The organism is Arthrobacter bambusae (assembly GCF_030812595.1).
GTDB lineage: Bacteria > Actinomycetota > Actinomycetes > Actinomycetales > Micrococcaceae > Arthrobacter > Arthrobacter bambusae_B.
Genome location: NZ_JAUSSZ010000010.1, coordinates 67575 through 80621 on the forward strand (window position 1 = coordinate 67575; position 13047 = coordinate 80621).

Here is a 13047-nt window from a genome sequence, read left to right on the forward strand (position 1 = left end):
TCGGGTTCAGTGGTGTGTCCTAAATGCTAGGGGGCGCGGAGTAGACCAATCCGGGTCCGGACATGGGATCTCTCGACCATTTCGGAGCAAAACCCCTAAAAATCAAGGATCGGCGTCAGGGATTCGCTAAATTTAGTGATCAAGGTCACATAGACCGGTCTAGTTAGACAGATTACACCGCGTCGATTTGGCAGCGACAGGGATCTCGCGTAAAGTTTATTGAGGTTCGAGGGGGGCACGAGTTTGAAACTCCCGAGAATCACCAAGATGCGCCCATAGCTCAGCTGGATAGAGCGTCTGTCTACGGAACAGAAGGTCAGGGGTTCGAATCCCTTTGGGCGCACAAATAAAGACCCGCACCGGCTTCGGTGCGGGTCTTTTTTCGTTACATTCACCCTTTGTGTCCGCCACCCGCAGGCCGGCCGCGCACATTCTGCTGGATCATCGGCCCTGACACCTTCTGGCACCCCCGGAATCACGCGGCTGGCGTTCTTGGCCGTCCGAATGATCCAGCAGAATGTCACGCCGTCCCTCGACAAAGGGGGCACAGCGTGCACAAAAGCAAAGGGCCGCCGTCATACTTCGCGAAAAAGTACGACGGCGGCCCCTGCGCCTGGCTTGCTGTTGTCCCTAGACTGCGACGGCTTCGCTGATGCGGCGACGAATCCCGTCAAAGTGGCGGTTGAGCAGTTCGGCAGCGGCGGTCTTGTCCCCGGTTGCGACGGCGGTATAGATGCTTCGATGCATGGCCGCCGTTGCTACAAGATCCTCGTTATCGGAGCCGATCTCTACGTGGATCTTCCGGTAAACCTTCCAGAAAACACCCATGAGGTTGATGAGGAACTCGTTATTCAGCCCGGCGTATTCGCTGGATCTGGTCATGGACCTCGCCGGTCACCGGGATCCGCGGGGCAACGTTCCAGCACCAAGCCGTGCGGCGGCGGAATGACCGGGCGCCACCGAACGAGGTAAGCGATGGCTGATTGGAGGTACCCATCGGCCAGCCAAGGAACGCCTCAAGCTCGGAGCGTCTGCTGACATCCTGGCGTTCCCCGGAGCGGCTAGCCCTGTCCGCCACCCGCAGGCCGGGCGCGCACATTCTGCTGGATCATCGGCCCTGACACCTTCTAGCACCCCCGGAATCACGCGGCTGGCGTTCTTGGCCGTCCGAATGATCCAGCAGAATGTCACGCCGTCGCTCGACAAAGGGGCACAGCGTGCACAAAAGCAAAGGGCCGCCGTCATACTTCGCGAAAAAGTACGACGGCGGCCCCTGCGCTTGGCTTGCTGTCCCTAGACTGCGACGGCTTCGCTGATGCGGCGACGAATCCCGTCAAAGTGGCGATTGAGCAGTTCGGCAGCGGCGGTCTTGTCCCCGGTTGCGACGGCGGTATAGATGCTTCGATGCATGGCCGCCGTTGCTACAAGATCCTCGTTATCGGAGCCGATCTCTACGTGGATCTTCCGGTAAACCTTCCAGAAAACACCCATGAGGTTGATGAGGAGCTCGTTGTTCAGCGGTTCGAACAACCGGCGGTGGAACTCGGCGTCGGCAGCCACGAAGTTCTCGCCGGACTGCGCGAGCTCCTCCATCTGCTTGACGGATTCTTCGATCAAGGCGAGTTGCTCAGTGGTCATTACGTCCATCGAGGAGCCGATCAAACCCGACTCGAGGGCCTGGCGCACGTCCACTAGTTGCAGAGCCTCAAGTCCTTGGTGGCGCAGCGACAAGCGGCCCCGGAATGTCAGGCCGTCAGCGAGCGCCTCGAAGTTGCTTGGTGCCACGAACATGCCAAAGCCATGGCGGATCTCGATGACACCCAGTGCCTGCAGCACTTTCAGGGATTCGCGCAGGGTGTTGCGCCCTACCCCCAACGCCACGGAAAGCTCATTTTCCGTGGGCAAAGGATCGCCTGCCTCGAGTTCGCGTTCAAGGATCAATTCCATGATGTCCGATTGGAGGGCCCTGAGCCGGGCCTGTGCGCTGAACCGCGCCTGCGGAACGACACTGGAAGTGGTCATGGCTCTCCTTGCAAAAGTACCCACCCCCTGTCCGGATCCGTTCGGGACCGCGGACGAAGGAATTAGTGCAGTGTTAATGTTGAGGTGAGCCTAGCGCCCACCGCGAAAATAATGCTTCGCAACATACAATATCGGATGTCCCATCTCCTTGATAGATGTGCGCCTTAATTTCTGCCCGAGCCCTGACTGGGCTGCCAAGCGAATCGGGGCACGGTAGCCAGCCGGCGGGCGGCCCACCTTCCAGCACCCGCCCAGCGGCAGCGGCCCGGCCGACACGCCCCCGCCAGCGGCTCAGTCACCAGCGCCCAGCTGCCCATCGAACCACCTAGTGATCCGGATCTCGCTTGACGACTTCGTGTGACCGCCCTTACAGTTTCTTTACGAGCATCGGATGTCCTACATCCGATAACCAGAAAACTTGAATGGTGAGGCATCTTATGAGCAACACGATTAACAACCTGCCGCTGGTCAGCGACGCCAGCCGACGCAACTTCCTCAAGCTGACAGGGGCGATCGGAGCAGCGGCAGCCTTCACGGCCAGCTTGTCTGCCTGCGGCGGGCCCGCCTCCACCACCACGGGCGCGGCGAACAACACTGCGGCCGTCAACAAGGACCTCACCATCGAAGCAGGCATCTCGTATGCGCTGTCCACGGGTTTCGACCCGATGACGTCCTCCGGTGCCACACCGCAGGCCGCCAATCTGCACATCTTCGAAGGCCTCGTGGAGCTCCACCCCGCCACCCGCGAGCCATATAACGCGTTGGCAGCGGGCGACCCCAAGAAGGTCAACGACACCACCTATCAGGTAACCATCCGCGAGGGTGCCAAGTTCCACAACGGGGCCCCGGTCACCACCGACGACGTCGTCTACTCCTTCGTCCGGGTAATGGATCCGGCCAACAAGTCCCTGTTCTCCCAGTTCATTCCCTTCATCAAAGACGTCAAGGCCCTCGATGCCAAGACGGTGGAGTTCTCGCTGAAGTACCCGTTCCCGGGCTTCGGACCGCGAATCTCCGTGGTGAAGGTGGTTCCGAAGGCGTTGGCCACGGCCGACCAGAAGGGATTCGATGCCAAGCCGGTCGGTTCCGGCCCCTACAAGCTGGTCTCGGCCGTCAAGGACGACAAGATCGTCTTCGAAGCGTTCGCCGACTACAACGGCCCCAAGCCGGCACTCGCCAAGGGCATGACCTGGCTGTTGCTCTCGGACGCGGCAGCCCGTGTCACCGCAGCCCAGTCGGGACGCGTCCAGGCGATCGAGGACGTCCCGTACCTGGACATGGACGGCCTCAAGTCCAAGACCCGGGTTGAATCCGTGCAGTCCTTCGGCATGCTGTTCCTGATGTTCAACTGCGCCAAGGCCCCGTTCGACAACAAGCTGGTCCGCCAGGCACTCCACTATGGACTGGACAAGGACGCCATCATCAAGAAGGCCCTGTTCGGTAATGCAAAGGCCGCATCGTCATACTTTCAAGAGGGCCACCCGGACTACGTCAAAGCCAAGAATGTCTACGGCTATGATCCCCAGAAGGCCGCGGACCTCCTCAAGCAGGCCGGTGTGAGCAACCTCGAATTCGAGCTGCTCACCACGGACACCGCCTGGGTCAAGGACGTTGCGCCGCTGATGCTCGAATCGTGGAACAAGATCCCCGGCGTCAAGGTCACCGCCAAGAACCTGCAGTCCGGCGCCTTGTACTCAGACCGTGTGGGCAAAGCCGACTACTCCGTTGCCGCCGCCCCGGGCGATCCTTCCGTCTTCGGCAACGACGCAGACCTGCTGTTGAGCTGGTTCTACTCGGGCGCCACCTGGATGGCAAAGCGCGCCTACTGGACCACTCCGGAAAGCGCCACCCTCCAGGGCCTGATGGATAAAGGCTCGCAGGCCGCGGCCGCTGATGCGAAGAAGATCACCGGACAGATCGTGGACCTCGTCTCCGAGGAACTCCCGTTGTACCCGATCTTCCACCGCCAACTCCCCAGCGCGTGGGACGAAAAGAAGCTCTCAGGCTTCAAGCCGCTGCCCACCACGGGACTGTCCTTCATCGGCGTCGGCCGCACTTCGTAGCACGCCGCACCCCCCCGCTGGGCCCCGTAACAAAGCAAACCGGAGAACAAATTGGTCATGATATTGCGTCTGCTTGGACGCAGGCTCGCAGCATTGCCCTTGATGATCCTGGGCATCACGCTACTGGTCTTCCTCGTCCTACAAGCAGCCCCAGGCGACCAGGCCAGCTCGGCCCTCGGCGAAGGCGCCAGCGAGGCCGCCAAACAGCAGTACCGCCAGGACAACGGCCTGAACGATCCCCTGTTCGTCCAATACTTCCGTTTCCTCGGAAGGCTCCTGCATCTCGATCTCGGCGTAACCACCCCGCCGTCGAAATCGGTCGCAGTCATGATCGCCTCGGCCTTCCCGCTCACCCTCCAGCTGACCTTCCTCGGCGTGATCATCGCCGTCGTCCTGTCCCTGGTTTTCGGCATCATCGGCGCCCTTTACCGCGACAAGTGGCAGGACCAGCTGGTCCGCATCTTCTCCATCGCGGCCATCGCCACCCCGTCCTTCTGGCTTGGCATCCTGCTCATCCAGTGGTTTGCGCTCGGAGACAACCCGATGTTTCCCTCGGGCGGAATCGCGACGCCGGAGTCCGGCTTCGGCGGTTGGCTCAACTCCATGGCGCTCCCGGCCCTTGCTCTCGGCATTCCGGTCTCGGCTTCCCTTATCCGCGTGGTCCGTACCTCCATGGTGGAGGAACTGGACCGCGACTACGTCCGGACAGCCATCGGCAACGGGGTCCCCTACCGCGAAGTGGTTTCCCGGAACGTCCTGCGCAACGCGCTAGTGACTCCCGTAACCGTGCTGGGACTCCGGATCGGCTACCTACTGGGCGGCGCCGTCGTGATTGAAATGATCTTCGCCCTTCCCGGCATGGGCCAACTGATCCTCAACGGCATCACCAACCTGGACGTCAACCTGGTCCAGGGAGTGGTCCTCACCATCTCGGTCACCTTCGTCCTGGTGAACATCGTCGTGGACCTCCTGTACCTGCTCATCAACCCCCGAATCAGGACGGTATAGCCATGCGCAGCAAACTTGCTGAACGGCTCAGCACCCCGGGCGTCCGCTTCAAGTCGCTCCCTTGGGGATCGCGTTTTGCCCTGTTGTTCCTCGTGGTCATCGCCTTGGCGGCGATTTTCGCGCCGATGATCGCGCCACACGACCCCCTCGAAACGTTCATTCCGGCGCAAGCTCCGGACGGCGACCACTTCTTCGGCACCGACCGGCTCGGCCGCGACGTCTTCTCCAGGCTCCTCTACGGCTCGCAGTCCTCGCTCATGATCGGCCTCGGAGCGGTGGCCCTCGCCATCGTCATCGGCGCGGTGCTCGGATCCCTCGCCGCCACATCCAGCAAGGCCGTCAACGAGATCATCATGCGGCTCATGGACATCCTCATGGCATTCCCGGGCATCGCCCTGGCAGCCGTACTGTTGGCGGCGTTCGGCAACTCGGTACCGACCATCATCGTCGCCATCGCCATCATCTACACCCCTCAGCTCGCCAGGGTAGTCCGCGCCAACGTGCTGGCCCAATACGGCGAAGACTACGTCCGCGCCGAACGGGTGATGGGTGCGAGCCGCCCCTACATCCTGCTTAAGCACATTGTCCGCAATACCGCGGCGCCGGTGCTGGTTTTCGCCACGGTCATGGTGGCCGACGCCATCATCCTCGAAGCCTCGCTGTCCTTCCTCGGCGCCGGTGTCCAGGATCCTGCGCCGTCGTGGGGAAACGTCATCTCCTACGGCCGCAACCTGGTCCTGTCCGGCGGCTGGTGGGCAACCACCTTCGCCGGCCTCACGATCCTGCTCACCGTGCTTGCGCTGAACATCCTCGCCGAGGGCCTCACCGACGCCATGGTGAACCCGAAGCTGCGCAAGGCCCCGGTGGTGAAGGACGACGACGGTGCTGCCGCTGCTTTTGCCGGCGCCGCCGTGGCCGGTGCCGGCATCGATACCGAAATCGCGACGTCGGTCGCCCAAGCGTCCGTCGTGGAACAACACGAACTCGACGGCGTACGTGCCGCCAACGGCGATCCGCTCACCGAAGAGGACTACACGGCGTCGGCCCTTAGTGATCCGCGGCTCGCAATAGCCAATCCGCACGCGCTGCTGGATAAGGAACTGGAGCTTCTCGCTTCCATCGAGGCGAAGCGCACGGACCGGCTCCCCCAGGTTCCCGCCGGCGCCCGGAACGTGCTGGAGGTCAAGAACCTTTCCATCCGCTTCCCCGGCCGCTTCGGCGAAACCGCGATCGTGGACAACGTCTCCTTCACCGTCCGCGAAGGCGAAACCATGGGCCTGGTGGGCGAATCCGGTTGCGGCAAGTCCATCACGTCGCTCGCGATCATGGGCCTCCTGCCAAAGACAGCCGAGATCACCGGTTCCATCATCTTCGATGGCACGGAACTCCTGGACCCGGGCTCGAAACACAGCAACGCCAAGTCCTACCAGGGCCTGCGCGGCGAACAGATCGCCATGGTCTACCAGGACGCTCTGAGTTCGCTTAACCCGTCCATGAAGATCAAGGAGCAGATGACCCAGCTGACCAGGCGCGGCGGCCGCAAGACCCCCGCCGAGTTGCTGGAAATGGTGAAGCTCGATCCCGTCCGCACGCTCGCCAGCTACCCGCACGAGCTCTCCGGCGGCCAGCGCCAACGCGTCCTCATCGCCATGGCGCTCTCTCGATCACCGAAAATCGTGGTGGCAGACGAACCCACCACCGCCCTCGACGTCACCGTCCAGAAGCAAGTCGTTGAACTACTCAACGAACTTCGCGAACAGCTGGGCTTCGCCATGGTCTTCGTCAGCCACGACCTCGCACTGGTTGCCTCCCTGGCGCACCGGATCACGGTCATGTACGCCGGCCAGGTGGTGGAATCCGCACAGGCTTCGGAGCTCCTGCAGAACCCGCGCCACGAATACACACGCGGCCTGTTGGGCGCAGTCCTTTCGATCGAGGCCGACGCCGTCCGCCTCCACCAGATTCCCGGCACCGTCCCCTCCCCACGCGATTTCGCCGAGGGCGACCGCTTTGCGGCACGGTCATTGAGGCCAGACGCGGATCCGAACCAGCAATTGGTCCTCGCGGTCGTCGAACCCGCCGGCGGCGGAGCGGACAGGGACCACTACTGGGCCAGCCACCTGAAGGAGGACGCAAAGTGATTGACTCCGTACAGTCCCGCACGGCCAAGCCGGTCATCGAGCTCAAAGACGTCAAGGTCCACCACCGGGCCCGCACCGGCGGCCTGTTCCGGCCCAACATCGTCAAGGCAGTCAACGGCGTTGACTTCAGCATCAGCCGCGGCGAAACGGTAGGCATCGTCGGCGAGTCCGGCTGCGGCAAGTCCACGCTCGCTTCAGTGCTCGTGGGACTCCAGGCCCCGACGTCGGGCGAAGTGCTCTTCCACGGAAAGCCGGCCATCAAACGGAACGCCCGGATGCGCAAGGAATTCGGACGCGCCGTATCCGTGGTGTTCCAGGACCCGGCTACGGCGCTCAACCCGCGCATGACCATCCAGGACATCCTCACCGATCCCCTGCAAGTGCACGGAATCGGCAACGCCGTGACCCGCTCGGCCAAGGTCAAGGAACTGCTGGCGCTCGTGGGGTTGCCGCAATCGGCCGGCGAGGTCACGCCGTCGCACGTTTCCGGCGGACAACGCCAGCGCGTGGCGATCGCCCGCGCCCTCGCACTGGACCCGGACATCATTGTGGCCGACGAGCCGACATCGGCCCTCGACGTTTCCGTCCGCGCCCAGGTCCTGAACCTGCTATCCGATCTTAAAGCCCAGCTGAACCTCGGCATGGTGTTCATTTCGCACGACATCCAGACCGTCCGCTACGTCTCCGACCGCATCTGTGTCATGTACTTCGGCCAGATCGTCGAAGAAGGGCCGGCCGCCCAAGTCTTCGACCACCCGAGCAACGACTACACCAAGAAGCTGCTCGGCGCCGCACCAAGCCTGCTCCACACCTAAGTTTTCCCATCCAGTTCCAAGCAACGGAGATTTCTGTGTCTACTCAGTTCCAGGGCGTCATTCCCCCGGTCATCACACCCCGCCACGCAGACGGCCGCGTTGACACCGCGTCCCTGAAAAACGTCACCAAACACCTGCTCGACGGCGGCGTGTCCGGCCTTTTCGTACTGGGATCCTCGGGCGAGGTCCCCTACATGACCAACGAAGAGCGCGAACTGGTGGTCTCGGCAGTCGCCGACGCGAACGCCGGCGCGGTGCCCCTGATCGTCGGCGCCAACGAACAAACCACCAACCGCGTCATCGAAGAAGCGCGCAAGGTCGTGGACCTCGGCGCCGACGCAATCGTGGTCACCTCCATGTACTACGCCATCGGCAACACCCAGGAGACCGAAACCCATTTCCGCAGCATCCACGCTGCCGTGGACAAGCCGATCTTCGCCTACGACGTCCCCGTCCGCACCCACTTCAAACTGCCCACCGACCTCCTGGTCCGTCTCGGCCGCGACGGCGTCATCGCAGGAGTCAAGGACTCCTCCGGCGACGACGTCTCCTTCCGCCAACTCCTCCTCGGCGCCAAGGACATCCCCGACTTCGACATCTTCACGGGCCACGAAATAGTCGTGGACGGCGCCCTCCTCGCCGGTGCCCAAGGCGTAGTCCCCGGCCTCGGAAACGTAGACCCCGCCGGCTACCGCCGCCTGTTCGACGCCGCCCAAGACGGAGACTGGGCCGCCGCCGCCGCCGAACAGGACCGCTTGGCCGATCTGTTCAACATCGTCTACACCCCCAACGGCCGAGTCTCTGGCGGCGCGGCAGGACTAGGCGCGTTCAAGACCGCCCTCCAACTCATGGGCATCATCGAATCCAACACCATGAGCGCCCCCATGCCCGCCCTGAACGCCGAAGAAACCTCCGCAATCCGGGTCATCCTCGAGCGCAACGGTTTGGTCTAGGTTTTGGTCTAGGGGGCTGACCTGAGTGCCTTGCCGAGCGTCGCCTTGGCGGGTTGCCGAGCGTCGCCTTAGCGGTTTGCCGAGCGTCGACTTGCCGGGTTGCCGAGCGTCGCCTTGCCGATTTGGCGTTGTCGGGTCGTGCCGCAGGGCCAGTTTTGCCGTCCCTTAGACACCTCCCGCCATGCCGTTCCGGTCGCTGAGCGACCTGCACGACATTCTGGTCGGCGATGCGGGACTACACAAAACCATCCCTCCGCCACTCGGGCGTTCGGGCCACCATTCGCTTCGGGAACATTGGTATCCGCTTGCGCCGCAGGCGGCGGCCTGCGATCAGTCGGTCGACTGCCGGGAGCGTCAGGTGAGCCGATTGCGCAAAGCGCGGGCGCATTATTTCGTGTAGGCGCGCATCGCCGACCAGAGTCGTCTGAAGGTCGCCCAGCGACCGGAAGACGACGCCGGGAGGTGTCTAAGCGCCGGCGAAATGATGCGTGCGCGCTGCCCCAGCCCCCAACTAACCTGGCCACAGCGACACAGCACAAAGACGCGATCCAGCCCCAACTAACCTGACCACAAACCAAGCGCAACGCGGGCTCGGACCCAGCAATCGAACCATCCGGAGGACAAACATGATGTACGTGGTCGGGGTCGATCTTGGGGGGACCAAGACTGCCGCGGGGGTTGTTTCGGGCGATGGTGAGGTGTTGTTCTCGGAGCAGATTCCTACGCTGAACCGGGGTGGGGGCGACGCCATTTTGAAGGCGACTGCGGCTCTCGTGGGGCGGCTCATGCGGCGGGCGGCGGGTGAGGGAATCGACGTCGGGCGTGTAGGGGTGGGTTCGGCCGGGGTCATCGATGCCGTGAATGGCGAGGTGGTTTCGGCGACTGATGCGATTCTGGGGTGGGCCGGGACCAGATTGACGGCTGGTTTGGCGCAACTCCTTGGCTTGCCCCGGGGGTCGGTCAGTGCGGTCAACGATGTGCATGCGCATGCTCTTGGTGAGGCGTGGCGTGGGGCGGCTGCAGGGTCTTCGAGTTCGTTGATGGTGGCTTTCGGGACGGGTGTGGGCGGAAGTTTCGTGCTGGACGGCTCTCCTGTTTTGGGGCACCACTATGTGGGTGGGCACGTGGGGCACTTCGCTTCGCCGTACGCTTATCACGAGGGCATGGCCATCCCGTGCGTGTGCGGCGGCTCGGGCCACGTCGAGGCGATCGCTTCCGGACCGGCTATTCATGAATCTTTCCTCCGTTTCGGTGGCTCCCCCGAAGTCCCGGATACCCGTGCGGTGTTTGCCTTGGCTCACGACGGCGATCGTGCCGCCTCGGCTGACAGGGCTGCGGCCGTCAAAGCCATCGGTGCCGGAGCAGGTGCCGCCGGGCAGGCGATCGGCGGGCTCGTCAACATCCTCGACCCGGAGACGGTGGTAGTTTCAGGCGGTTTGTCGGATGTGGGAGATTTCTGGTGGAAACCCATGGAACGCGCCCTGCGCAAAGAGCTCATGGGCCCACTGGCTGGCATTCCTGTGGTTCGCGCGACGCTAGGCAACACCGCGGCCATTGTGGGCGCGGCCAAACTCGTCCTGGACTGACTCCGCAACACCCGAACGCCCAAATACCCAAATACCGGAATTACCCGAACACCCAAGTACCCGAACACCCTCGCAAGGAGATACCCCGTGATCCTGACCCCCGATGGCCTCGAAGCCCTCCGCTCGCAGTTGATCGTCTCCTGCCAGGCCTACCCGGGCGAGCCCATGCGCGATCCCCGGACGACCGGCCAAGTGGCGGCGTCGGCGGTTATCGGAGGTGCCGCGGCAGTCCGGGTCCAGGGGCTCGCGGACGTCCAGTTCGCCCGGGCGGCGGTGGAGGTTCCGGTGATCGGGCTCTGGAAGGACGGCCACGACGGGGTGTTCATCACCCCGACACTCCGGCATGCCCTCGCCGTCGCGAATGCCGGCGCACACCTCGTGGCAATCGACGGCACGCGGCGCCCGCGGCCCGACGGCTTGAGCCTTAAACAAACGGTCGACGGCATCCACGCCGAATCACAGGCCTTGGTCATGGCTGATTGCGGTTCCTTCGCTGATGCGGTGGCCGCCGTCGAAGCAGGCGTTGACCTGATCGGTACCACGCTGGCCGGCTACACCGGGGAACGCCCCAAGACAGAAGGCCCCGATCTTGAACTCATCGCGGAGATCGCCGGCGCCGGACTAGGCAAGCCGCTCATCGCCGAGGGCCGCATCCACACCCCCGCGCAGGCCCGCCAAGCGCTCGACGCCGGTGCGTTCGCCGTCGTCGTCGGTACCGCCATCACGCATCCTGCGAGCATCACGGGCTGGTTCAAGGACGCATTGGACGCCTAGCTGAGGCCAAAACTGGAGGATTTTGCTGGATCATCCCGCTCCCGACCGAAAAGTTCGGCGCAAATACGGGGCCGCCGGTTCCGCTCCGAGGGATGATCCAGCAGAATCCGACGCCACGCCCTCATTTCGGCCTGCCTCCGGGCGTAGGCTTCTCCCATGGCTGAGGAGAATATCCGGGAATTCGATGTCATTGTGATCGGCGCCGGAGCTGTGGGGGAGAACGTTGCAGACCGAGTGGTCCGGGGCGGCCTCACCGCGGCCATTGTGGAGGCTGAGCTTGTCGGAGGGGAATGCTCCTACTGGGCATGCATACCGTCCAAAGCACTCCTTCGGCCTGGAACCGCGTTGCACACAGCACAATCGGTGCCCGGAGCGTCGGACTCGGTGACAAAGATCCTGGATGCCGGAACGGTGCTGAAGTACCGCGACTACTTCACCAACAAATGGCAGGACGACGGCGCGGTGCAGTGGCTCGTGGACACCGGCATTGAACTCATCCGGGGCCGGGCGCGCATCACGGGCCCCCGCGAAGTCCAAGTGGATGGCAGGGACGGGAACAACTACTCACTCAAGGCCCATCACGCCGTGGTGGTGGCCACCGGATCCACGCCGCTCGTCCCCAAAATCGAAGGCTTGCGCGACGCACCCTATTGGACAACCCGCGGCGCCACGTCTGCACAGCAAATCCCCGAAAAGTTCATTGTGCTGGGTGGCGGAGTTGCAGGAGTCGAACTCGCCCAGGCTTTCGCCCGCTTAGGCTCGTCGGTCACAATAGTCGCCCGCGGCAGGCTGCTCAGCGCTTTTCCCGAGGAAGCCGCCAATCTGGTTGCTGCAGGCTTGCGGGCCGATGGGGTCGATCTCCGCCTTGGGACAGACACCACGCGCGTCGAACACGACCCGGACCATGGCTTCGGCGTCACCCTCGGCGACGGGACGGTCTTGAAGGGTGACGAGTTGCTCGTGGCAACGGGCAGGCGGCCGAACCTGGACAACTTGGGGCTCGAGAACGTGGGGCTCGACGCCGAAGAGGGCAAAGCTTTGCGCCTCAGCACTGACTCAAGCGGCCTGGTTCAGGGTCCCGCCAGCGACGGCACCAGCGGACTGTGGCTTTACGCAGCCGGCGATGCAGCGGGGGCCGCCCTCCTCACGCACCAAGGCAAGTACGAGGCCCGGGCCACGGGTGACGCCATCGTGGCGCGCGCCAAGGGAACCCTCCACGGCACCCCGAAGCCGTGGAGCGCCTTCGCAAAGACCGCCGACGAATATGCGATTCCCAGCGTGGTCTTCACGGATCCGGAAGTGGCATCCGTGGGCCCGAGCCTCAAGCAGGCGCTGCAGAAAGGCATCAACGCAAGCTCGGTGGAACTGCGGATCAACGTGTCCGGCGCCCAGCTGCATTCGGAGAATTACGAAGGCTGGGCTCAACTGGTGGTGGACGAGGACCGGAAGGTGGTGGTGGGCGCGACGTTCGCCGGACCTGGAGTGGCCGAGCTCTTGCACGGCGCCACCATTGCGATTGTGGGCGAGGTTCCGTTAGACCGGCTGTGGCATGCCGTGCCGTCGTTCCCCACGATCAGCGAGGTCTGGCTGCGCCTGCTGGAGAAATACGGCCTGTGATAGAAGTCTATTTGAACTGACCAGTCAGTTTTATTACAATTGGGAGCAGACTACTGTTTCTGCGAAAG

Annotated in this window: 10 protein-coding genes and 1 tRNA gene; 9 read left to right on the forward strand and 2 right to left on the reverse strand. The window is 63.4% G+C overall.

The window, feature by feature from the left end; genetic code table 11:
* The first annotated feature begins 269 nt into the window (after window positions 1–269).
* Window positions 270–343: transfer RNA gene (locus J2S96_RS14315), tRNA-Arg, on the forward strand.
* Window positions 344–630: 287 nt separating this feature from the next.
* On the opposite strand, the gene J2S96_RS14320 is transcribed toward J2S96_RS14315, so the two are convergent.
* Both J2S96_RS14320 and J2S96_RS14325 read right to left on the reverse strand, forming a co-directional pair.
* Window positions 631–882 (reverse strand): FCD domain-containing protein, encoded by a 252-nt coding sequence (locus J2S96_RS14320; protein ID WP_306864786.1) that lies wholly within the window; start codon window positions 880–882, stop codon window positions 631–633.
* 411 nt (window positions 883–1293) lie between these two features.
* Window positions 1294–2022: a FadR/GntR family transcriptional regulator gene (locus J2S96_RS14325; RefSeq protein WP_306864789.1), complete on the reverse strand. Its 729-nt coding sequence runs from the start codon at window positions 2020–2022 to the stop codon at window positions 1294–1296.
* Window positions 2023–2444: 422 nt separating this feature from the next.
* On the opposite strand from J2S96_RS14325, the gene J2S96_RS14330 reads away from it, so the two are divergent.
* The 8 genes from J2S96_RS14330 (at window position 2445) to J2S96_RS14365 (ending at window position 12979) form a co-directional block, all read left to right on the forward strand.
* Window positions 2445–4085, forward strand: coding sequence for an ABC transporter substrate-binding protein (locus J2S96_RS14330; RefSeq protein ID WP_306864792.1), 1641 nt, complete (start codon window positions 2445–2447; stop codon window positions 4083–4085).
* Between the two features lie 51 nt (window positions 4086–4136).
* Window positions 4137–5093 carry an ABC transporter permease gene (locus tag J2S96_RS14335; protein WP_370873117.1) on the forward strand — a complete coding sequence of 319 codons (957 nt, stop codon included), beginning with the start codon at window positions 4137–4139 and terminating at the stop codon, window positions 5091–5093.
* A gap of 2 nt (window positions 5094–5095) precedes the next feature.
* Window positions 5096–7234, forward strand: a complete 2139-nt coding sequence (locus J2S96_RS14340) for a dipeptide/oligopeptide/nickel ABC transporter permease/ATP-binding protein (RefSeq protein WP_306864797.1) — start codon at window positions 5096–5098, stop codon at window positions 7232–7234.
* The gene (locus J2S96_RS14345; protein WP_306865022.1) at window positions 7234–8049 is read left to right on the forward strand and encodes an ATP-binding cassette domain-containing protein; all 816 of its coding nucleotides are present in this window, start codon (window positions 7234–7236) and stop codon (window positions 8047–8049) included. Before J2S96_RS14340 ends, J2S96_RS14345 begins: the two co-directional genes overlap by 1 nt.
* A 35-nt stretch (window positions 8050–8084) precedes the next feature.
* Window positions 8085–9002, forward strand: coding sequence for a dihydrodipicolinate synthase family protein (locus J2S96_RS14350; RefSeq protein WP_306864800.1), 918 nt, complete (start codon window positions 8085–8087; stop codon window positions 9000–9002).
* A 626-nt stretch (window positions 9003–9628) separates the two neighbouring features.
* Window positions 9629–10588 (forward strand): ROK family protein, encoded by a 960-nt coding sequence (locus tag J2S96_RS14355; RefSeq protein ID WP_306864803.1) that lies wholly within the window; start codon window positions 9629–9631, stop codon window positions 10586–10588.
* Between the two features lie 87 nt (window positions 10589–10675).
* Window positions 10676–11362 (forward strand): N-acetylmannosamine-6-phosphate 2-epimerase, encoded by a 687-nt coding sequence (locus J2S96_RS14360; RefSeq protein ID WP_306864805.1) that lies wholly within the window; start codon window positions 10676–10678, stop codon window positions 11360–11362.
* Window positions 11363–11518: 156 nt separating this feature from the next.
* The gene (locus tag J2S96_RS14365) at window positions 11519–12979 is read left to right on the forward strand and encodes a dihydrolipoyl dehydrogenase family protein (RefSeq protein ID WP_306864808.1); all 1461 of its coding nucleotides are present in this window, start codon (window positions 11519–11521) and stop codon (window positions 12977–12979) included.
* The last annotated feature ends 68 nt before the right edge of the window (window positions 12980–13047 follow it).

Excerpts from the sequence above, each read along its gene's own strand:
- J2S96_RS14320 (WP_306864786.1), bottom strand. The coding sequence starts at position 882 with ATGACCAGATCCAGCGAATACGCCGGGCTGAATAACGAGTTCCTCATC.
- J2S96_RS14325 (WP_306864789.1), bottom strand. The coding sequence starts at position 2,022 with ATGACCACTTCCAGTGTCGTTCCGCAGGCGCGGTTCAGCGCACAGGCC.
- J2S96_RS14330 (WP_306864792.1), top strand. The coding sequence starts at position 2,445 with ATGGTGAGGCATCTTATGAGCAACACGATTAACAACCTGCCGCTGGTC.
- J2S96_RS14340 (WP_306864797.1), top strand. The coding sequence starts at position 5,096 with ATGCGCAGCAAACTTGCTGAACGGCTCAGCACCCCGGGCGTCCGCTTC.
- J2S96_RS14355 (WP_306864803.1), top strand. The coding sequence starts at position 9,629 with ATGATGTACGTGGTCGGGGTCGATCTTGGGGGGACCAAGACTGCCGCG.
- J2S96_RS14365 (WP_306864808.1), top strand. The coding sequence starts at position 11,519 with ATGGCTGAGGAGAATATCCGGGAATTCGATGTCATTGTGATCGGCGCC.